Origin of the sequence: Oceanobacillus indicireducens (assembly GCF_014647195.1) — a bacterium.
Taxonomy (GTDB): domain Bacteria; phylum Bacillota; class Bacilli; order Bacillales; family Amphibacillaceae; genus Oceanobacillus; species Oceanobacillus indicireducens.
Genome location: NZ_BMOS01000036.1, coordinates 1 through 21,996 on the forward strand (window position 1 = coordinate 1; position 21,996 = coordinate 21,996).

The window sequence follows — 21,996 nt, forward strand, 5'->3', positions numbered from 1 at the left end:
TTGGCTAGGATTTTGAAATAATATCACCGAGAACTATTTTACACATACGGGAGAAGAAAGAGATTTGTGAAGTGACGCTAGCGGTCGTGGAGAAAGGGTGGGGCGGGCACTCTCCAATAACGCGCCCATTTTGTTTTAATGGGAAAATAATTGGCATTTATTTTCCCATCAGCACGCTCGTCTTGCTCTAAAGGGAAAACACTCGAGCTTTATTCTCCCACCAGCACCCACGTCTATCCCCACTAGTCGAATAAATATCTCCAACCTGTCAGTTCATGATTAGTGATCCTAGTCACTTATAGTATCTGCTTTTATACTCTCCGACAGATTTAAAGTTGTTAGATAATATTCTCCAGATCACCTTTTTGGATAAAACTTCCCCACATCACTTATAAATTTCCCTCGTGGTAAGCTTTCTTTCAGGAAACAGTAGCTGAAACTCCTCTACTTGACGCAAGACTGTTGTTGTAACGGATTCCTTGTGCCCACATGACTCACATTTACAAATTCCCCTTCCCGAGACCATAGAAAACATCCTACAAGCTGGGCAAATAGTTCCCTTTTGTAATTCTTCATAACGAAAAGAAGGTAATCTTTGATGGGGAGATTCTGTTTTGTTGAGCTGCAGTAATTTGGCAGCAATTCTTTCCGATTTATTAGTTAATTTTGTCGCCTGATTGTTTATCATTCTTAAATGATTAGTTATTTGATTTGGGAAAATAATTGGACTGTCGAGTGGAGCTTGATAGAGAGTGAATGCTGGATGGGTAAATACAACGTTAGCTTCAATTGGAGTGTTCAAGCCGAGGCTGAGGAGCAGTTGCCGGAGAAGGGATGCTGTTCTATTGAGTTGAAGCAATGGGTTGTTCAATTCGCGTCGAGGTTTTTTATAAAATTTATCTCCTTCAAGGTAAAAATCACCTTCAAAGTTTTTCACTTCATACAAGAAAATTCTAGTCTCGCTAAAAATTAAACAATCAATTTGAAATGTTGTTTGGTTATGCTCAATCAATAGATTATTTAAAACAAGACGATCACCTTCCGTTTTTGACGCGAGGTCGGTGAATAAAAGTTCACCTTCATGGCCTTTTTTTAGGTTAAGAAAATATCTGTTTTCTCAGCAGATAACTTTTTTCGCTTACTTAACGATTCGAGGAGCAATAATTCTTTTGGTTTTGGAGGAAGTACAATGGCTTTCATGTCTCATATTCCTTTCTTATCTTTTTTTAAGAGTTGTCCCATAATTATAACTCAAATCGAACTAATCTGTCATTTGGAAATAAAACAAATGAACAGCCATTCAATTTATGGTAAATTTAAGATAATAAAAATATAGGGGAGATTTCATGTTCATCCGAATAGAAAAAAACGTGGGAGCTGTGGGCGAGGTTCAATTTATCGAAGGAATTGTAGCTCTCGGAAAAATAAAATTAAATGTTTATAGTTTTGCTTTGGATGGTATTTTAATTGATACGGGGTCGCCAAGATTGCTGCGTGCTTTTCAGCCGTTTTTTGAAAAGTCCAATGCCGAGAAAGTGATGCTGACTCATTCCCATGAAGATCATGTCGGGGGTGCCGCTTATTTGCAAAAAGAATATAATCTGCCTGTTTTTATGAATGAATCAGGTATACAGCAATGTGGGAGAAACGCAGATTATCCGTTCTACCGGAAATTCTTTTGGGGGAAAAGGGAGCCATTCCACGCTGAACCGATCGGGGAAACATTTTTATCACGGACTGCAACATGGGATGTAATCGAAACACCTGGTCATGCGGAAGATCATCTTTCCTTCCTGAACAGGGAGACTGGCCAGTTATTCTCCGGGGATTTATTTGTCACCCCAGTGACAAAATTGATACTTGCAAATGAGAGTGTTCCAACGATCATCGATTCGATTAAGCATGTACTCAAGCTGGACTTTGAGGAAATATTTTGCTGTCATGCCGGGTATGTTAATAATGGCCGGATGATGCTCAGGAGAAAGTTGCAGTATTTAGAAGAATTGGAAGCGAAGATTTTGGAGATGAATGCGCAAGGCTATCATGAGAAAGAAATTCAAAAGGAATTGTTTAAGAAGAAGTATCCGATTACTTATTTGTCTCGTGGTGAATGGGATTCTATTCATATTATTCGTTCCGTTCTAAGAGATTCAAACAAAGGCGACTAAGCAAAATGAGGGGAGTTGTGGGTACGACAGCACTCGACAACTTTTGAAAATTAAGTTGTTTTTACCATTCAACTACACAAGTTTTTCCGATATACTAGGGTGAGAGATTAGCAGGTTAGGAGATTGATAGGTAATGGGGAACATACAAAATTGGCTTAAAATTTTTACAGGAATAATCCTGTTAGGGATTATTTTACCTGCTGGCGTATACGCAGAAACAGAAGAATCGGTGGCTGTTAGCAAGCATGCGGAAAGAGAGACGAGTATTGAATTGTATGATGTAGAAAAGCGAATGAAGCGATTTGCCTTTGATTCGGGATTTCATTTTGAATATCCGGATGCCGTTCGGGGGATTTACGTAACAGGTAATTCAGCTGGCGGCAGCAAGTTTGAAGATCTTCTTAATCTTGTGGAAACAACAGATTTAAATGCGATGGTTATTGATATAAAAGAAGACCATGGTAATTTAACATTCAAGCCTGATGAAGATTCTCCTTATGCAGATATCGCAGAGAACTATATTTCCGATCCAGAAGCGATGATGAAAGTTCTCGAAGAAAATGAAATTTATCCGATTGCAAGAATTGTCGTTTTTAAAGATTCCGTTCTAGCAAAAGAGCGTCCCGATCTTTCGTTTACGGAAAATGGGAAAGTATGGGTGAACAATCGCGGTGAAGCCTTTGTAAATCCGTTTGAAAAAGAAGTCTGGGAATATAACGTCGAGATTGCGAAACTCGCTGTAGAACTCGGATTCCAAGAAATTCAGTTTGATTACGTTCGTTTTCCAGAAGGATTTGAAAAAAAGGATGAAAGCTTATCTTATACGCACGGGGATTATGAAGATCTTGATATGAACAATATCAAGAAGCGTGTTGAAGCTGTTACTGACTTTGTTGCTTATGCGAGAGAAGAATTATCTACATATGGGGTTGACGTGTCTGTTGATATATTCGGTTACGCAGCGACACTGGAGGAAACTCCAGGAATTGGACAAAACTTTTCAAGAATCTCGGATAATGTCGATATCATTTCATCCATGATTTATCCGAGCCATTGGACGAGTTATTTCGATATTGAAAAGCCGGATACGGAACCTTATCGGCTTGTGACCGAATATGCTAAAGTGGAAAATGAAGTACTTGGTGCTCTCGACAGTCCGCCGGTATCTAGGCCATGGCTTCAAGATTTTGAGGCACCTTGGTTGTACAGCGGACCAGCAAAACAATACGGGAAAGCGGAAGTAGAAGCACAAATTCGCGCGCTCTATGAAAACGGCATTGACGAATTTCTTTTATGGAATGCAAGTAACGTTTATACGGAAAATGTCGATTATTTAATAGGAAAAGAATAGAGAATTGGGACACGGGGGTCAGAGATCGTGTCCCGGTTTTTTCAATTAACTAGGGATTAAAGGGTTTAATTGAAAACAGTTCGGGTACAATACCGAGTAGACAGTCGTTTATGCGGGCGAATTGGAAATCTACAAATAATCGTGTTTACCCCCTACTTTTTTAAAGGGAAATGTAGTATACTATAAAAGGGTTTTATTTAAACTTATTTTAATATAAGAATGAGAAATAAGTTTAACCAATGCTTGCGTACCGATAGAAATAAATATTGAGGAGTGAAGTACATGGTAACACTTTATACCTCACCAAGTTGCACGTCCTGCAGAAAAGCTAAAGCTTGGTTGGAAGAACATAACATTCCGTTCAAGGAGCGAAATATTTTTTCGGAACCGCTAACAATTGAAGAAATAAAAGGAATTTTGCGGATGACGGAAGATGGGACAGATGAAATCATCTCGACACGTTCAAAAGTATTCCAGAAGTTAGATGTAAATATTGATCAATTACCAATGCAGGATTTGTTTGATCTCATTCAAAAAAATCCCGGCTTGTTAAGAAGACCGATTATCCTTGATGAAAAACGGCTTCAGGTTGGATATAATGAAGATGAAATCAGACGATTTCTTCCTAGAACCGTTCGTACATTCCAATTAAAGGAAGCACAACGAATGGTAAACTAAAGGAATTTATACATTTAAAGCACAGGACTAAGTACAACGTCTTGTGCTTTTATTTATCACGTATTAACGGTCTGTAATCCCCCACCTCTAAACATGAGGGAAGTCCAACATATGAAGGTAGGGGATAAACAGTCCGTAAATTCCTGATTCTGTTCAACTAACATTCAGTGGGGAGGAAAGGAACGTCCCACTGAATGAAGTTTCACTTTATCTTAAGCAGAGGCGCCCTTACAGACTAAGTACGTGATTCGTTTCGCAACGCCTGGGACTGCGATTACTCGTCCCACTGAGGAGCGTTTGTACTAGCACATCCAGTAGTCGCAGCAACGTACGGACCGGGCCATCTAGGACGTAAGGTAGTTCGATGTTGCCACAATGAGAGCGTTGTTAATCGAACTTCCTATTTTACCTATAGGAGGCAAAGGGAGCGATGTTGATTTTTACTACTTAGGCATAAGTGCAGCTAAGCTTCATGTCTTAACCAATCGGCAAGGCTTCTTTACCGCGTCCTGAGGTGAAGAAAATCCGTTAGTCGCTGGGCTCTGGAGCTGGATGTTGTGATGATTAAAAGAAAATGCGTGACAAATTGTTCAAACTGCTTTAGAATAAACATTTAATTATAGGCATATTCATTTCCAAACCGCCATACTTTATCATACAATAGCTATAAGTTAAGGAGGAACACCCTTTTCTTAGCTAAACAGTCCGTACGCATATTATTTTAATAGATTCAAATCTTCGCTTGAAGGGAGAGTAGAAGAATGGAAATAGAAAGAATAAACGAAAATACGATTAAGTTTTATATTTCGTATCTGGATATTGAAGATTTAGGCTATAAGAGGGAAGACATTTGGTACAACAGAGAACGCAGTGAACAATTATTCTGGCATATGATGGATGAAGTGAATCAGAAAGAAGACTTTAGTCCGGATGGCCCGCTCTGGATTCAAGTGCAAGCGATGGAAAAAGGTCTGGAAATTATCGTTACGAAAGCCAAGATTTCTAAACATGATGAGGCATACGAACTTGATGATGATGACCTTGAATTGAACGGGGAAGAGGATATTGATGATATCCTTGAAGACACATTCGGAAAGAGTGCAGACAATGTGGATGACAATCCTGGATTCCATGAAGAGAGACTGTGGGTCATCGTGAAGTTTGCCGATTTTGAAGATGTTATCCAGCTTAGTCATTTGATGAAGCATGACTATGAAATCCAAGAAGAAACACTCTACCATTATGAAGGTGCGTACTATCTTTACGTACAGTTTGGCATCGAGGTTCTGGATGATGACGATATTCAGACGAACCTTATGAGTAAAATCCATGAATTCGCAACGAACTCTGATATCTCCTTACATGTACTTGAAGAATACGGGAAAATAATAATCGAGGAAAACACGTTTGCTGAAATAAGAAAATACTTTCCAAGAGAAAAATAGACATCTGGACAGGATGTCTATTTTTTATCGGAAAAGATCTGCTTAAAAGCAGGAATTTATTGTTATTTGTCGAATATAGCGAGCATGGAGGTGTTTGCATGCTGCAAGCAAGATTAAAAAGTGGAAAATATATTATACCTGCTCTGTACCCGAAAAGTGAGCTTTTGCAATTAAGGGCAGGAGAAGAGTCGTTTTATTGCCCGGTTTGCGATGAAAAGGTCATCTTGCGGGTAGGTGAGAAAGTAGTTGCCCATTTTGCCCACACAGCAAACGTGAATTGTCCGTCCCGGGGAGGAGGGGAAGGCGCTTATCATGAACAAGGGAAACTGCAATTATATGAATGGCTCCTTCGTCAAGGTCTTAGTGTAGAGCTTGAAGCATATATGCCGGAAATTAATCAGCGACCAGATATACTGCTCCATCACGGTGAACGCAGAATCGTGCTAGAGTACCAATGTTCTAGAATATCCAATGAGGAAATCATTGAACGAACCAATGGATACAAAGAAATTGGCGTCCCCGTTATCTGGATTCTCGGAGAAATATTATTAAAGCGAAAAGGAAAACAGGCGCTACGGATTGATTCCTTTACGAGAACGCTCATCCATCAATTTACCTCAGCTTATCCTTTAAGTCTTTTCTACTACTGTCCCTTCACTTGTGATCTCATTAAATTCCAAGACTTTACTTTTACGAATAAGAACCGTGCACTAGGAAAACTAACAGTAAAACGGCTTGAAACAATGACGTTTCCCGAACTGCTTGCAAAAGAATTTTTACCGGATTATCATTTTATAACGATTTGGAAACGGGAAAAGAAATATTTCCGCTTAAGAAGGTGGGGTAAGCTGTTTGGAGAGGAGCGGAAGTGGCATCACTGGCTATATAGGAAAGGTTTGCATTTTGAAAAGCTACCTTCATTTGTTCATCTTCCCGTTTCCGGAGCTTATCGTATGAAGCTACCCGGTTGGATTTGGCAGAGTTGGATTCTGTTCGAAGTGATTGCACCAAGGCCGATCGGATCTATAATTACGACGAAAGCGTGCAATTATCTAGTTCAACATTATTTATTCCCCTGTGAATATTTCCCCTTGATTAAGTCTCCAGCACAACCCGTCCGCGAATATCTTACACTTCTTTGTTCAGCAGGCCTCTTACGGAGAACCAATACTGATACTTTCGAAAAGTTGACAGACATCGATCTACCCGAGCGACTTGAGCTAGCTATAATAGAAGACGGCGATTTTATTACAGAACTTTTTCAGAACAAATAAACATTATTCGAGCATGATAACCCATTAATTCGTTATACTAAAAGAAGGGGTTTTCTATAATTTTCTAGAATTAGTATAGTAAGCAGATATAAAGGAGGAAATTTGATGTCAAATACGACGAAAGAATTGAAATCAAGAAGTGAGGTTCCAGTTGAACGGACTTGGCGACTGGAAGATATTTTTGCGAGCGATGAGGATTGGAAAAAGGAACATGTACAACTTACAGAAGACCTGCCGGAAATTGAAACGTATCAAGGAAAGTTAGCTTCGTCAGCTGATACGTTATATGAATTATTGAAACTGCAGGATGACCTCTCCAGTCGGCTTGGCAAATTATATACATACGCTCATATGCGTTATGATCAGGATACGACAAATTCCTTTTATCAGGGGCTGAATGCCGAGGCGGAAATGCTGCTTACGAAAGCTTCCAGTGCAATGAGCTATATCGTTCCAGAGATCCTTGCGATGGATGAAGGCAAGCTGGATGAATTTTTGCGGGAGAAGGAAGAACTAAAGCTTTACGAAAAAGTATTAACAGATATTGCGAAGCGCCGTCCGCATGTGCTGAGTGAAAAGGAGGAAGCATTGCTAGCAGAGGCTGGTGAAGCTCTAGGAACGGGTGAACAAGCATTTGGTATGCTAAACAATGCGGATCTTACATTCCCGGCGATTAAGAATGAGAACGGGGAAGAGGTTGATGTGACCCATGGCAGATATTCAATCTTCCTTGAATCAAAAGATCGCCGAGTTCGTAAAGATGCATTTATGGCGATGTATGAAACATATGGTAAATTTAAAAATACCTTTTCAGCTACGTTAGGTGGAAATATAAAGAAAGATAATTTCTATGCGAAGGTACGTAATTATGATTCAGCAAGACAAGCAGCACTCTCGAGCAATCATATCCCTGAAGAAGTATATGATAATCTAGTAGAGGCAGTGAATGAGCGTCTGCCTTTATTACATCGATACGTGGAATTGCGGAAGAAGATTCTCGGTGTCGATGAACTGCATATGTATGACCTTTATACACCGTTAGTGACAGATGTCGATATGAAAGTTCCATATGAGAAAGCGAAAGAATATGTCGCTAAAGGACTGGAGCCGCTCGGTAGCGATTATCAGCAAATTTTAAAAGAGGCGTTTGAGAATCGCTGGATTGACGTGGAAGAGAATAAAGGGAAGAGGAGTGGTGCTTATTCCTCCGGTACGTATGGAACGAATCCATACATTTTAATGAACTGGCAAGATAATATCAATAATACATTTACGCTTGCTCATGAACTTGGCCATTCGGTGCATAGCTATTATACACGAAAACATCAGCCCTTCCGTTATGGAAACTACTCAATTTTCGTAGCTGAAGTAGCTTCCACGACAAACGAAGCGTTGCTGAATGATTATCTACTGGAAAATTTGGAAGATGAAAAAGAGAAAATGTATATTCTGAATCATTTCCTGGAAGGTTTCCGAGGCACCGTATTCCGCCAGACAATGTTCGCGGAGTTTGAGCATGACATTCATGTCCGGGCCCAGAACGGGGAAGCACTTACTGCAGATAGACTGACTGAGATTTATTACGACTTGAATAAGAAGTATTATGGTCCAGCGGTAGTAAGTGATGAGGAGATTGGGCTCGAGTGGGCAAGAATCCCTCACTTCTATTACAATTATTATGTTTATCAATATGCAACCGGTTATTCAGCGGCGACTTCACTTGCAAAGCAGATTTTAGAAGAAGGGGAACCAGCAGTCGAACGCTATACTGACTTTTTAAAAGCGGGTAGCAGCGATTATCCAATCGAAGTGTTGAAAAAAGCCGGCGTTGACATGAACTCCAAACAGCCGATTTCCGATGCACTTGATGTATTTGAAGAAAAGCTTAAGGATTTAGAAAATCTATTAGGGTAATGGGAAAGGGAGCTGGTTGCATAACCGCTCCCTTATTCACCGCATTCGCCGATATGCTTTTTTGCGGTGCAAGATTGAATAAAGCATGAAATAAATTGAAATAAATAACAATGGCAACGTCAAGAATAAAGGAATCAATCGCATTAAACCAATCATGTTAATAAATAAAGCAAGCACCGTTAAAATAAAAAACAAAACCGGATACAAATGGTTCATAAGCATCCCCCTCGTTTAGTATAAAATATGAAGCAGGAACGTAAATATACCGGATAAACGTAAATATTATTGAACAATTTGTGAAAACTTGAACATATATCTTGCGCGTTGAAAAAATACCTGTTAATATATAATTGTAAGTTGAAGCAAACAAACCCCTTTTGTTTGATCATGAAACTTTCTCCCATCCCCTTTGTATTCATACAAAGACGGAATTTAGAGAATGTACGCTGCCCCGTATATTCTCTATTTTTTTGTTGTATAAGAAACTATAAAATAAAAATGCAGTGATAACTTAGGGACCCAGGGCTAGCCACGTCCGCTCTGCGCCTAGCAACTAGCAGATCTTTTGGTGGGACGAGCAGTGCGCAGTCCCAAACTTCACACTCCTCCAATCGATAAAGAAGACTTGCCGAGCGGTCTTTGTGAGGCCTAGTTGCCCTTATACCCTTGTGGTGAAAGCGGGCATCAACTCAAAACTAAAGGAGGGCCGTTTAAATTCGGGCCGAAGCCCAACTCACGTCTACCCCTAAAGGGGCATGTTTCCTTTATCTCATTCCGGTAAAAAGGAAGTTCGATTAAGTTCGCTCACGTATGGGGCAACATCGAACTACCTCCCATCCTGGGAAGCACAGTTTGTACGTTGCTGCGACTACTGGATGTGCTAGTGCAAACGCTCCTCGGTGGGAGGAGTAATCGCAGTCCCAGGTGTTGCGTAACGAATCGCGTTTTTAACCTGCGAGGGTGCTTCCGCCTTTGTTCTCATTTTTAAGAGAGGGACGAAAAAAACCACCCCGGGCATAAAATGTCCAGAATTTGAACTTTTTGTGAACTATCACACAAAAGTATTGTCAAATCGATAATGAGTTGTTATGATATATACATAAGTTGAAACAAACAAAAACCCCTTTTGTTTGATCATGAAACTTTCTCCCATCCCCCCTTTGTATTCATACAAAGACGGAATAAGGATATACGCTGCCCCGTATATCCTTTATTTTTTTGTCTATTTTTGGGACATGGGGTCAGAGGGTCTGTCCCAATCCAAGTGGGACAGTTCCTCTGACCCCATGTCCCGAACCCAAAAAAATAGACCGACTAATGGTTAGTCCGTCAAATTTTTGGTTTCCAGTAGATTTCGTTATCTGCTTCAACTTTTTCTACTAGTTGCTTTAATTGTAATTTCTTCATTTCACTTAATGTTTTTGTTTCTGACCAGTCATAAATAATAGAGATTTCTTGGGTGCCGATAATTGTTGAACGGCTAACCAATTCTTCTAGTGACGGTTTCGTGGATGGAATCGGGTGATATTGTAAGATTTCGCTTAAAACAAGCTCATATATTTCATAAGGATATAGTCCGGAAACTTTTATTCCATGCTCTTCCACCGTCTGATTAAAGAATACCATTGTCGGCATCGCATCGACGTCCATTTCATTCGTAAGGCGCAAATCACATTGATAGGCCCTTTTTGCCGATGGAGAAACAATGTCTTTCTCAAATTCCTGCATATCTAATTTTGTTTCCTCTGCACAAGAGAACAGTACATCTAACTCGGAAATGTTCAAGCGCTCGATAAACAGCTTTTCTTGCAACTTTTGTAAAAACTCTTTCCCTGCCCGCTTTCCCTGCAACTCAGATGCCTTAATGGCGAGGGAGGTAATCAGTGGATGTGTGACTGGATAGCGTTCACTACTTTCACTTACCATTTCTGCATGATTTGCGAAGGGAGCGTGTACCTGTTGCCTGTTCACTAAAGAAAAGCGGCTATTTACAATCACTCGCACGGTGAAAAATCTGCCATATTCCAATGTTAGTTTCCTTAAATAAAACTGGAGAGACCAGCAATCTGCGGAAAAAGGATCCAAAAACAGATAAATTTCTACAGGCTTTTGGACAGAATCCGAATCATGATATGTTGCTGATGGATTAGAGTGATTCATACTCAATAACTCAGGCTGCTGCCAGCTCACATCAAGTCCTCCTTTCCTTTATTCTGGTGTATTCATCATGTGATTAGCTGTCATCGTTAATTTCTCAAAAATAATCGTCCGATAAGGCTCATCGATACCTGCTTCTTCCAGTGCCTCTTTCATACAATCCAGCCAGGCATCACGCCTGCTTGGTGTAATGGGGAAGGGGAGATGCCTTCTGCGCATCATCGGGTGACCTCTTTCCGCTTCGTAAAGTCGAGGTCCGCCAAAGAACTGGGTGAGAAACAATTTTTGCTTTCTTGCTGTCTCCGTCAAATCTTCCGGGAAAATCGGAATGAGTAACGGATGTTTTGCTACTCGTGCGTAAAAACTATCAACTATTTTCTCAATTTCACTATAGCCGCCTATTGCGTCGTAAATGGAGCGGTGTCTAATGTCCTGCATATGGATTTCTCCTAATTTTGTTTTTCATTATTGTAGCAGGGCTTTAGTATATGAGCAACAAATGTGATTTATGATAGTGAATATTTACTTATCACCTAATGTCTTCCATCGAGATTCTGCAAATTCATAAAGAACCGTTCAATCTTGTTCGGTGTCTGCCGCAAGGGAATATAATTTGTTTCCAGTATCCATTTAAACACCTTTTCACCTTCAGCACGGTTTTTCGCTTCCAGTTCAAATTCATAATCATCTTGATTGTTATACATACTGTAATCAAGCACGTAAAGGGTGTCTTTATTTTCATATTCACGGCGTTCGGTTGTCAGGTCACCAAAGTATTTTAAATCTCTGAATTCGATTCCCAACTGCTTCAGCTGTTTTCCGGTATTCGCTTTTGCTACTGGTTTCCCGTTTAGCCAACTTGCAGCTTCCTTTTGCGATAATTTATCATGTGTCTCCAGCAATCCATCACCGAATGGTTCCTTTAATGTTAATGTAAACTCCCCGTTTTTCTCTCTGATCCTTAAGGCACTGCGTTGCTTCTTCAACCTCAGATCTTCAGTTTCAAAATAATGGTTCGTTTGTTTGAAGGGTTCCTTAGGGAAGGGGAATGTTTCCAGTAACGTATCAAATTCAGCTTTCGTCAATAAATTCTTAAATTCAATTTCAATTTCCTGTGCCACTCGAAATGCCTCCGTTGTAAAGTGATTATAATTGATTATGGCAATTTCTCAAGTAATATGCAATGAATAGCCTTTTTCTCTGCATGTGTTAAAATAGACTAGGTACATACTCAAACGGAAAGAGGAGTGGTGACTGTGAATTGGGAAGTAATCCTGGCTCCTTATGAACAGGTAGTTGAAGAATTAAAAGTGAAATTAAAAGGGATGCGCAAACAATTTGAACATGAATCAAGGCACTCACCGATTGAATTTATTACAGCAAGGGTGAAGCCAATCCCGAGTATCCTGGAAAAGGCGGAGAGAAGACAAGTGCCGCTGGACCAGATAGCAGATGAAATTCAAGATATTGCGGGAATCCGTGTTGTTTGCCAATTTGTCGATGATATTTATACCGTAGTCGACATGTTACGTGAAAGAAGCGATTTTACAATTCTTGAGGAAATCGATTATATAAAAAGTAAGAAAAGCAGTGGATACCGATCCTTTCATATGATTATTCAATATCCTACCGAAACGATTCACGGAAGAAAGCTCGTAACTGCGGAAATTCAAATCCGTACACTTGCCATGAACTTCTGGGCGACGAATGAGCACTCCTTAAATTATAAATATAAAGGAAGAATACCTGAAAAAATTCAAAAACGTTTACAGCTTGCAGCAGAAGCAGCTTTTAATCTCGACGAAGAGATGTCAAAAATCAAAAGTGAAATTCAAGAGGCGAATCGGATTTTCCACCGGTTGTAATCAGGCACTCGTATGTAAGGGGGAGGAAAAGTGAAATTTGTAATTGTTTCAAGGGACGATCATCGCTCCAAAACAATTAAAGCAACAATGAAGCAATATTTAACAGAATTTGATTTGGAATATAGTAAAGAAGAACCTGAACTTGTAATATCGGTCGGAGGAGATGGTACATTCCTGGAAGCATTCCACCGTTACCACCACAGATTGAAGGAAACTGCTTTTATTGGTGTACACACAGGGCATCTTGGCTTCTATGCCGATTACACACCGGATGAACTGGAGAAATTAATTATTGAAATTGCGAAGACGCCATTTCAAACGGTGGAGTACCCGCTCCTTGAAGTCATTATCCGCTCCAAAACCGGAGAAAAAGAGGACCGGTTACTTGCACTAAATGAAGTCATGATCAAAACAGCGGATGGATCTTCCGTTGTTCTCGATGTTGAGATTAAGGGTGAGCATTTTGAAACATTCCGTGGGGATGGTATTTGCATATCTACACCGTCAGGAAGTACTGCTTATAATAAAGCGCTTGGTGGTGCAATTATCCATCCTTCATTTGAAGCGATTCAGTTAACGGAGATGGCGTCGATAAATAATCGGGTGTTCCGAACGATCGGCTCACCGCTTATTTTACCGCAACATCATACCTGTATGCTGCGTCCGATGCGTGATAGCAGCTTTCTAATTTCGATTGATCATTATACGAACACGTATACAGATGTGAAATCAATTCAGTGCCGGGTTGCCAAGGAAAAAGTACGTTTTGCAAGGTTCAGACAGTTTCCATTCTGGAACCGGGTGCGTGATTCTTTCGTTTCTGAGGGAAATCAAAGGTTTGGAGAATAGAGAGGCAATTATTTAAATGAAATGGATAATTAAGGAAGAACAGGCAGGCATGTTAATCCGTGACTTTTTGCAGCAAGTGGGCGGGTTTTCTAGACGGATTTTAATTGCGGCAAAATCTGCTGAGGGGAATATTTTGCTGAATGGGGTAAAGCAGACGGTAAGGGGGCAACTGCAAGCGGGAGATGTCTTGGAGGTAAAGCTTCCCCCAGAGCCTGTGAGTAAATGGCTTTTTCCCGAATCACTTGAACTTTCCATTGTATATGAAGATGAAGCGGTACTAGTCATAAATAAACCGGCAGGGATGCCAACACTTCCCTCGCCAAAATATAAATCGGGCACTGTTGCAAATGGGGTGCTTGCCCATTATGAAAAAATCGGAAATCCTCATACAATCCATGTTGTCACAAGACTGGATAAAGATACTTCCGGTTTATTACTCATTGCAAAAGACCGACTGAGCCATAGCTTGCTAGCAAAAAGTCAACAGCAATTCACAATTAAGCGGAAGTATTTGGCGATTGTAGAAGGTGAGATGGCAGAGGATGAAGGGAAAATTAACGCGCCGATCGGAAGGAAGCCTGGTTCTATTGTGGAACGCGTTGTCACAGAGATAGGGAAGCCGGCAGTGAGTCACTATAAAGTGAAACAACGGATGGATGAGCATACACTTTTGGAAGTGGAACTTGAAACAGGGAGAACCCATCAGATTCGGGTCCATTTTTCACATATTCACCACCCTTTACTAGGGGATGATTTATATGGTGGGAAAAAAGACTACTTAAATCGTCAGGCTCTCCATTGCCATGAAATTAGTTTCTTGCACCCATTTACAAGGAAGCTTCATACAACGAATGCTCGCTTACCAGAAGATATGGAGCAGGCAATGAAGCAATTATCAAACGATTAATCGAATGTACGAAACTTGTCTTCGTTCAAAGGTTGTTGGGAACGAACGGAAACTAAATTTTTTTCGGGAAGCTGATAGGCCGAAAGTGCATTCCCGAATACACAGCCAGTATCAATATTTATCGTATGATTGACAATTCTTGGCTCCTTAACAGGGGTATGTCCATAAATAATCCAGCGTTTTCCGTGATAGTGTTTTGCCCAATCACGTCGAATTGGTCTGCCCTTTTCGTCGGATTCGCCGGTAATGTCCCCGTAGAGAACAAAAGTCTTCACCCGTTTATCCGTACGACCGATGTATTCTTCCTTTATTCCGGCATGACAGATAACGGCATTCAGTTCAGGGATTTCGAGATAGAGCGGGGCTTGTTCGTATAAAGTCATGAACTGTTTGCGAATGTGCTGCTTTTCATCTTTACTTAGCGACTCGAATTCCTGAACCGTTGTCTCCAGTCCATGCGTTTGTTGGACATTATTCCCTAGAAAGAAGCGGTACAGTTTATTACAATGATTTCCGGGCACATAGCGAGCGATTTTTTCCGTAATAACCATACGATAGACAAGACGGATTACCGCAAGCGAATTCGGGCCACGGTCAGTTAAATCACCGAGAAAAACAGGAACTCGGCCACCGGGATGCTTGAAAACTTGATTATCATAATGGTAACCTAAACTTTGGAAAAGATTGTGCAGCTCATCGATGCAGCCGTGCACATCTCCAATACAATCAATTTTCATCATTCGTGCCTCCTTTAAGAACTATTGTACACAACATGACCGATATTAATAAGACTTTATTCTCTTCGTTTTTTTATTTTTATTCGTGGAAAGATATAAATGGAGAGGTTTGCAGGAAAGGATTGGTGAACATGAGCGAATCATTAGAGAGATACGAAGCAGAAAAGCAAGAAAACTACCAAGCCCGCTTTAATAAATTACAAATATCTCTTGAAGAAGACGATATTAAAGGCTTCCGGGAAGACTTTCTTGATATGCATACGTATGAACAGGCAAGTTTTTTCAGGGAACAGCCTGTAGAGCTCAGGCGTTGGATTTACGGCTATTTATCTCCAGCGGAATTTGCTGAGATTATCGAGAGTATGGATTTTGAAGAAACGCTAGAGTACTTTACAGAAATGGACCCACAGTATTCCGGCGCCATTATGACCGAACTTCCGGTGGACGATGCGGTCGATATTCTAAGTTTATTGGAAAAAGATGAAGTTGCAAGCTTCCTGACGCTCATGGACCAGGAATCCGCCGAAGAAATTAAACTCCTTTTAAATTATGAGGAAAAAACTGCAGGTAGTATTATGACGACGGAGTTTATCGCCTTGTATGATACACAAACCGTCGAACAGGTCATGAAACTGCTGAAAGAAGAAGCGCCTGATGCTGAAATGATTTATTATTTATATGTTGTGGATGAAGCGAAGAAAATTGTTGGAGTGCTCTCAATTCGTGATTTGATTGTTTCCGATTACGATGCATTGATTAAAGATGTAATGAGTGAGTGGGTCATCACTGTCTCTGCCGGCAAAAACCAAGAGGAAGTTGCACAATTGTTTATGGATTACGATTTTCTTGCTGTACCGGTTGTAGATTTTCAAAATCACCTTATCGGGATTATTACAGTTGATGATATTTTAGATGTAGTGGATGAGGAAGCGAGTGAAGACTATTCCAAGCTTGCTGGGGTAGCCGATGGCGAACACCACACAGACACACCATTTGAAGCAGCGAAGAAACGATTGCCGTGGCTTATTATACTTTTATTTCTTGGTCTGTTCACAGCAAGTCTTATCGGACAGTTTGAAGAAACACTGGAACAGGTTGCAGTTCTTGCAATATTCATTCCGTTAATTGCTGGGATGGCAGGTAATACCGGAACACAGTCTCTAGCGGTTGCAGTGCGTGGTCTTGCAACAGGAAACTTTGGAAAGCAAGGGAAATTTAAGTGGCTGCTGCGCGAACTTGGAACAGGGATGATTACGGGTGGTGTTTCTGGTGTAATCCTTGCTATTGTCATCTTTATCTGGCAACAGAATCTCGTTTTAGGATTACTTGTCGGGGTGTCGATTTTTGCGTCCCTAATTGTAGCGACGATAGCAGGGGCATTTATTCCAATACTCATGGATCGGCTAAAGATTGATCCGGCTGTCGCATCCGGTCCTTTCATTACTACTTTGAACGATATCACATCAATCCTGATTTACTTCGGCATGGCAACATCCTTCATGTCGTACTTGGTGTAAGAACAAAGGCTCCTTACAGGTTAAGTATGCGATTCATTTCGCGGGCGCAGTTTTTAATTTTTAAATCGAAAACAGGGGGGAGTGCTTCTTCCCTCCTTTATTTCATTACCGGGACCAATATCTTTGGTTCAAGTAGACGAACGTTATCTCACCTTTCTGATTAAAAAAATTGGTCAAAAGCCATGGACCTTATGGAAAACCAAGACCTCTCTCAACGCTCCCGTACCAAGAAGTCCATATTCCCTAACAAGAGGGAATTTTTCTACAATACTCCTAAAAAAATCTCCAGGTTTTACTGTGTTTACTCCTTTTTTCTTATCTGAATTAGGAAGACCTAAGGTATAATAAATGATTATGCTTAATAGCAGATTAATTTGTACCCCTTTTAGAAATTGATAGTGGGCTCAGACAGGGGAGTGCCGGTTAATTCTATGTAGAGTTTATTCGGGTAAACGGGTCAGTATATGTATCCCATTTTACTTACACACGGCTGGGCGGTTCTCGCATATACTGAATATGAAAATTTAAAACAAAGGGGAGAGGGATTTTGGATAAGGAACGGTATGCCAAGGATCCATTGTTATATATTCATCAAACCCGTACGGAGAAGATTAATGCAAACATGCAACAGTACTATCGGTCATCCAAAATGAAGCGGGAAAGTACAGAAGAAAAGCCATCCAGTCCCGGTCGGATTAAAAAAATGTCACCAGTCTATAATCATAACTCAGAGACAGATGAAAGCGAATCGGAAGACACGGAACAAATAAAGAATAAAAACTTCCAAGAAATGACGGTAGAAGAGCAGTTGGTTTACTTAACGGATAAACCTTCCTATGCGCCACGAATAGTTTGTGAGATTAGAACCAATCAACGAAGCTATAGGGGGGTAGTGTTAAATTATGTGGATGGCGTAGTAACAATCCGAAGTGGAAGGAGAAGACTGGAAATTTCCCGTGAAGAAATCGAACGAATCCGGCTGCTCAGCTTATAAAGTGAAGCTTCATTCAGTGAGGGTTTCCTTCCCTGCCCCACTGAATGTTGAACAGAATCAAGGATTTACGGACTGTTTATCCTCCACCTTCACATTTTGGGCTTCCCTTATGTTTAGAGGTTGGGGTATTACAGACCGTTAATGCGTGCTAAAGTGAAACTTCATTCAGTGGGGAATTCCTTCCCTCCCCACTGAATGTTAGTTGAACAGAATCAGGTATTTACGGACTGTATATCCCCCACCTTCACATATTGGGCTTCCCTCATGTTTAGAAGTGGGGTATTACAGACCGTTAATACGTGATAAATACCACAAGCAAATAAAAAAAGATAGGCGCCCAAAATGAGGGAACCCCATTCATCATCTGGGCGCTTAACTTATAAAGCTTAATGGAATACGCTGATTGCTGGAAGACAAGTGACATGGCAGAAACAATGCAAGTCGACCGTAATGCAAATCCCGGTAGCTTGTAAATTTTTCGTTTTCTGCTCGGTTGGATCTTTCAAATCATTGTAGCCACATGGCTGTTCATGAGCTAATAACAACTCTAAAACTGCACAGTCATTTTTATCGATGCTTTTCACACGGAAAATGAAGCTTGCAACAATTGGACCAATTTTATCTTCCCGCTTGCGGTCTGCTCCAAATCCTTTAAATGGCTTACACCCGTCTTCACAATATAAAATGATTGGGACGGTGTCTAAACCTCTGCCATGATCTGACTCCCCAAGTAGGTCATTGATGGAGCGTTCACAACTAGTGCTACAGTGATTTTCCACTACATCTCTCTGTGCTCTCTCTATTTCTTTCAATACGTCGATAACACAGCTCCCTGTGTCAAAATCTTTTCCACAACCACAGCTCATACATCATTACTCCTTTCACAAATTAATCACTTTCTGTAATAACATATGTGCAAATGGATGGTTGGTGTGGGCAAATTACTATCCAAAGTAGGCATACTTTTCAGAATAAAGGGTATAGAATAATAGAGCTACCGCCAGAATTCAATATTGATTTACGAAGCATTATCATAAGATGGAAAGATTAGATGGGGAGGGGGAAGCTGATGGGCTACATTATGCCGATTGATCGATATCAATACATTAATTATCAGGAACGGATAAGTACAGATAAATTAGCTGTATCACCGGTGAGTGCCAGTTTTCGCCCGGTACTGGAAAGAAAACATGAAGAAATATCCAGTGAATACGAACGATTACTTCCGAGCAATTATAAAACAAACGCACCACTTCAACAGCAAACAGTAGAAGAGACGTATGCAGAGTTAACAGGGAAAGGAAGAAGGTTCAGTGAAATAATCTAAAAAACGGGATGTTTAATAATTATTAAACATCCCATTTTTCATGGTTCCGATTATGAATCGGATATAATTGGATATCTTTACCTTTTTCATACTCCGCGTGAAAAATGTCTTCCAACTTGTAATTCTGTTTCCTCAGTTCCTCAAGCAGCCAATCTTCTGTAAGATTCCTTTCCTTGAGATTATCATAAATAATTTCACCATCATTAATTAATGAAATCGGAAGTTGAACCGGTTGAGCCGCAAGCTTCATATCTTTCCTTGTCGGTGTTTGGTAATCCGATTTCCGTAATACCGAGACTGTTCCGTTCGCTTCGAGAATCGCATATTCCACTTGATCCATGGAGAAGATATCCTTCGCTCGTAACATATGTTTCAATTGATTGACGTCCAATTTATTCTTCTTCATCACGTCACGGATAAGCTTACCGTTGTAAATTACGATTTCCGGGCTTCCTTCCAACAGGTAACGCGAACCCTTGAAGCGCTGGGTTATATATTCCGTCGTATACATTAAACCACCCCAGACAATGACGACAAATCCGATATGAGGAATGCCAATTTTATCATCAAAAAGGGCATTTCCTATTAATTCACCAAGGACAATCGCAGAAATAAAATCAAATGCTGTAATTTGGGATATTTGTGTTTTACCAAGAATTTTCGTCAAGGCGAATAAGGAAAAGAAGCCAAAGACAAGATCAAAGAACATCTCGGCATAGCTAGACATAGCAATCTCCTCCAATCAACGAGTATAGTTTAACCGTAAACTCGTATTTTATTCGAGGAAAGTCTATCGAATGGGAAGAGGACAAAAAAATAAACCGCATGCTCCCATACGGTTTATTTCTTCATTCAAATTCTTTTATCATTGCTACGTGGGGAATCCCGGCATCCATAAAAACATTTTCTGATAGCTTTTCGTACCCTTGGTCTTCATAAAATCCGATTGCGTGGGTTTGAGCATTTAATTTAGCTTTCATGTAGCCGTCTTGCTGAAGTTGTCGTTCCATTTCCTCCATTAGCATTTTACCGAAGTGTTTACCACGAAATTCTTTTCGTACACAAATTCGTTCCAGCTTGCCGTATTCATCTACATAGCGAAGCCTGCTCGCAGCAACTGGTTCATCCTGAACATAACCAACAAAGTGAATAGCTGTTTCATCATATTGATCAAGTTCTTCATCTTCAGGAACATGCTGCTCCTTCACAAACACAATCATACGCACATAAATTGCGTCATCTCGTTCTTTCTGTGATGTCACTTTCCGTATTTCCATTCCATTATTCCCTTCCGAGTACAAATGTTTCATGGACCGTCCATTGGCCATTATCTAATTGGTACAATAATTGGAAACGATCAAACGTATCCTCATATTTATGATTTTCCATATTGAGTCTCCCGAGGATATCCGTAAATTCCACATGGGTTAGGTCCTGTGCTAACGTAACATGTGGTACGAATGGATGCTTGCGGGTATCTTCAAATTTTCCACTGTGTAGTTTTTCTTCTAGTTTTATGATTTCATCAGTCTTTTCCACTTTAAAATAAATCGTATTTGTCACCGGTTCAAAGGAGCTTACCTTTGTAATGTGAATCGGGAAAGGTTCGGTTTCCATTGCGATTCGTTGCAACTCAGTGATAACCTCATCCAGCTTTCCATCCTCAATCTTAAAGCTGTCCTTTAACGTAATATGAGGCGGGATGAGCGTGTAACGTGGGTCATAACGTTTTCTATATGAGTTGGCAGCATCTTGAATTTCTTTTGACGGAAAAAAAGCGATTCCAAAGTTCATCATAAAACCTCCCGTTTAATAGTTGTTTGTTCGAGTGCATGTAGGATGATGATTTTATTTTTAATTATAACAAACTTAGTAAATTATGCTACTTTTGTTTCAGAAAGTTAACAAAGTAGATGGAAATTATTGGCGCTGCCTTTTTTTTCTTTAGTCGATCGTCGTTGTCAATGCACGGATCATATCTTTCTGCCAATATTTCCACGTATGCTCGCCATCTTCTAACTCATAGTAAAAATAATTGCTGTTGCCTGCATCTAAAAAGTCTCGCAGTTCACGGTTAGGTGTAAGTTGGTCTACTGTCCTTCCATCTGTCAGTTTCGCCTCATTTTCTTTCTCGCCGATTGTGTGATAGATATCAAGTGCGGCATGGTCTTTCGCCTGTTTCACTTGTTCCATCACGTCTTCATCGATGAAAGGAGATTGCAGAATTACCTTACCGAATGTATTTGGGTATCGTAGGGCGGTTAGTAACGAAAATGATCCAGCAAGAGAGTCGCCCATCAAAATACGCGATTTCCCCATATGATATGTTGGGAGCAGATCATCGAGTAATGGTACAACTTCCTTAACGACAAATTTCGTAAATGCATCGTATTCGTTACCGTTCGGATGGTATTTCCGTCGCCGATCTTCCGCATCTTTATAGTGGATTCCGACAAATATCGTATTTGTCAGTTCATAGTCTTCATGCAGCCGGTCACTATACGTTGCAATCCGGCCCATTTGATAATAGTCGTCTCCGTCAAACATGATACATATGTTGTACTTATATAAGTCTGAAAAGCTTTCTGGATAATAGATTTTTAATACTTTTGTTTCATCTAGATACTTACTCTCAATTTCTTTGTCGATCATTTTACCTTTTCTCGCCAATGCTTCCACCCCTTGTATGTATTTTAACTCAACCTTCGCATTTGAAAAAAGAAACACTGACTCATGCTTTCATTCAGGGTGAGTGTTTTGCTCGTTCATTTAATTTGGCGCTCTAATCGCCGTTCAGTTTCCCGGAGGACGGA

At 40.3% G+C, this 21,996-nt stretch carries 22 protein-coding genes and 1 pseudogene; 12 read left to right on the top strand and 11 right to left on the bottom strand.

The annotated features are described in order from the left end of the window. Positions 1-385 precede the first annotated feature (385 nt). Positions 386-1,030, bottom strand: a pseudogene (locus IEX94_RS16880) (nuclease-related domain-containing protein); the annotation flags it as partial. A gap of 316 nt (positions 1,031-1,346) precedes the next feature. Between IEX94_RS16880 and IEX94_RS16885 the strand changes: the two are divergent. The 6 genes from IEX94_RS16885 to pepF all read left to right on the top strand — a co-directional run bounded on the left by IEX94_RS16885 (position 1,347) and on the right by pepF (position 8,830). Then, positions 1,347-2,168: an MBL fold metallo-hydrolase gene (locus IEX94_RS16885; RefSeq protein WP_188859113.1), complete on the top strand. Its 822-nt coding sequence runs from the start codon at positions 1,347-1,349 to the stop codon at positions 2,166-2,168. 133 nt (positions 2,169-2,301) lie between these two features. Further along, a complete protein-coding gene (locus IEX94_RS16890) occupies positions 2,302-3,519 on the top strand; it encodes a putative glycoside hydrolase (RefSeq protein ID WP_188859115.1) in 1,218 nt (405 codons plus the stop codon). Between the two features lie 282 nt (positions 3,520-3,801). Beyond that, positions 3,802-4,197 (top strand): transcriptional regulator SpxA, encoded by a 396-nt coding sequence (gene spxA, locus IEX94_RS16895; RefSeq protein WP_156854564.1) that lies wholly within the window; start codon positions 3,802-3,804, stop codon positions 4,195-4,197. A 761-nt stretch (positions 4,198-4,958) separates the two neighbouring features. Continuing rightward, a complete protein-coding gene (gene mecA, locus IEX94_RS16900; protein ID WP_188859117.1) occupies positions 4,959-5,642 on the top strand; it encodes an adaptor protein MecA in 684 nt (227 codons plus the stop codon). 98 nt (positions 5,643-5,740) lie between these two features. Then, positions 5,741-6,916, top strand: a complete 1,176-nt coding sequence (locus tag IEX94_RS16905; RefSeq protein ID WP_188859119.1) for a competence protein CoiA — start codon at positions 5,741-5,743, stop codon at positions 6,914-6,916. A 105-nt stretch (positions 6,917-7,021) separates the two neighbouring features. After that, the gene (gene pepF, locus IEX94_RS16910; RefSeq protein WP_188859121.1) at positions 7,022-8,830 is read left to right on the top strand and encodes an oligoendopeptidase F; all 1,809 of its coding nucleotides are present in this window, start codon (positions 7,022-7,024) and stop codon (positions 8,828-8,830) included. A gap of 36 nt (positions 8,831-8,866) precedes the next feature. Here pepF and IEX94_RS16915 read toward each other — a convergent pair whose 3' ends face one another. The 4 genes from IEX94_RS16915 to IEX94_RS16930 form a co-directional block, all read right to left on the bottom strand. Next, complete coding sequence (locus tag IEX94_RS16915; RefSeq protein WP_156854556.1) at positions 8,867-9,046, bottom strand: hypothetical protein; 180 nt, start codon at positions 9,044-9,046, stop codon at positions 8,867-8,869. Between the two features lie 1,113 nt (positions 9,047-10,159). Beyond that, complete coding sequence (locus IEX94_RS16920; RefSeq protein WP_188859123.1) at positions 10,160-11,020, bottom strand: DsbA family protein; 861 nt, start codon at positions 11,018-11,020, stop codon at positions 10,160-10,162. Between the two features lie 18 nt (positions 11,021-11,038). Next, positions 11,039-11,425, bottom strand: coding sequence for a globin domain-containing protein (locus IEX94_RS16925; protein ID WP_188859124.1), 387 nt, complete (start codon positions 11,423-11,425; stop codon positions 11,039-11,041). 95 nt (positions 11,426-11,520) lie between these two features. Further along, entirely contained in the window at positions 11,521-12,108 is a 588-nt protein-coding gene (locus tag IEX94_RS16930; RefSeq protein ID WP_188859126.1) for a CYTH domain-containing protein, read from the bottom strand. Positions 12,109-12,243: 135 nt separating this feature from the next. Here IEX94_RS16930 and yjbM point away from each other — a divergent pair, with 135 nt between their 5' ends. Genes yjbM through IEX94_RS16945 form a run of 3 tightly spaced genes read left to right on the top strand, consistent with a single transcriptional unit; the run spans position 12,244 to position 14,608 of the window. Beyond that, positions 12,244-12,852: a GTP diphosphokinase gene (gene yjbM / locus IEX94_RS16935; protein ID WP_156854548.1), complete on the top strand. Its 609-nt coding sequence runs from the start codon at positions 12,244-12,246 to the stop codon at positions 12,850-12,852. 30 nt (positions 12,853-12,882) lie between these two features. Next, positions 12,883-13,701, top strand: coding sequence for an NAD kinase (locus tag IEX94_RS16940; protein WP_156854546.1), 819 nt, complete (start codon positions 12,883-12,885; stop codon positions 13,699-13,701). A 16-nt stretch (positions 13,702-13,717) separates the two neighbouring features. After that, on the top strand, positions 13,718-14,608 hold the full coding sequence (locus tag IEX94_RS16945; protein WP_156854544.1) for an RluA family pseudouridine synthase: 891 nt from the start codon (positions 13,718-13,720) through the stop codon (positions 14,606-14,608). Here the strand turns inward: IEX94_RS16945 and prpE are convergent. Beyond that, the gene (prpE, locus tag IEX94_RS16950) at positions 14,605-15,345 is read right to left on the bottom strand and encodes a bis(5'-nucleosyl)-tetraphosphatase PrpE (protein ID WP_156854994.1); all 741 of its coding nucleotides are present in this window, start codon (positions 15,343-15,345) and stop codon (positions 14,605-14,607) included. The two genes, IEX94_RS16945 and prpE, sit on opposite strands and share 4 nt — an antisense overlap. Before the next feature lie 131 nt (positions 15,346-15,476). Between prpE and mgtE the strand changes: the two genes are divergently transcribed. Together mgtE and IEX94_RS16960 are read left to right on the top strand one after the other, a co-directional pair. After that, positions 15,477-16,862 (top strand): magnesium transporter, encoded by a 1,386-nt coding sequence (gene mgtE, locus IEX94_RS16955; RefSeq protein ID WP_156854542.1) that lies wholly within the window; start codon positions 15,477-15,479, stop codon positions 16,860-16,862. 547 nt (positions 16,863-17,409) lie between these two features. Further along, positions 17,410-17,856, top strand: coding sequence for a CotO family spore coat protein (locus tag IEX94_RS16960; RefSeq protein ID WP_188859128.1), 447 nt, complete (start codon positions 17,410-17,412; stop codon positions 17,854-17,856). A 386-nt stretch (positions 17,857-18,242) separates the two neighbouring features. Here IEX94_RS16960 and IEX94_RS16965 read toward each other — a convergent pair whose 3' ends face one another. Beyond that, the gene (locus tag IEX94_RS16965; protein WP_156858098.1) at positions 18,243-18,722 is read right to left on the bottom strand and encodes a CotY/CotZ family spore coat protein; all 480 of its coding nucleotides are present in this window, start codon (positions 18,720-18,722) and stop codon (positions 18,243-18,245) included. Positions 18,723-18,925: 203 nt separating this feature from the next. On the opposite strand from IEX94_RS16965, the gene IEX94_RS16970 reads away from it, so the two are divergent. Continuing rightward, positions 18,926-19,183: a hypothetical protein gene (locus IEX94_RS16970; protein WP_188859130.1), complete on the top strand. Its 258-nt coding sequence runs from the start codon at positions 18,926-18,928 to the stop codon at positions 19,181-19,183. A gap of 22 nt (positions 19,184-19,205) precedes the next feature. Here the strand turns inward: IEX94_RS16970 and IEX94_RS16975 are convergent, their stop codons facing one another. The 4 genes from IEX94_RS16975 to IEX94_RS16990 form a co-directional block, all read right to left on the bottom strand. Next, complete coding sequence (locus IEX94_RS16975; RefSeq protein WP_188859132.1) at positions 19,206-19,910, bottom strand: DUF421 domain-containing protein; 705 nt, start codon at positions 19,908-19,910, stop codon at positions 19,206-19,208. Positions 19,911-20,031: 121 nt separating this feature from the next. Further along, the gene (locus IEX94_RS16980) at positions 20,032-20,460 is read right to left on the bottom strand and encodes a GNAT family N-acetyltransferase (protein WP_188859134.1); all 429 of its coding nucleotides are present in this window, start codon (positions 20,458-20,460) and stop codon (positions 20,032-20,034) included. A 4-nt stretch (positions 20,461-20,464) separates the two neighbouring features. Further along, entirely contained in the window at positions 20,465-20,977 is a 513-nt protein-coding gene (locus IEX94_RS16985; protein ID WP_188859136.1) for a YjcG family protein, read from the bottom strand. 150 nt (positions 20,978-21,127) lie between these two features. Then, positions 21,128-21,853 carry an alpha/beta hydrolase gene (locus tag IEX94_RS16990; RefSeq protein WP_156858099.1) on the bottom strand — a complete coding sequence of 242 codons (726 nt, stop codon included), beginning with the start codon at positions 21,851-21,853 and terminating at the stop codon, positions 21,128-21,130. Between the last annotated feature and the right edge of the window lie 143 nt (positions 21,854-21,996).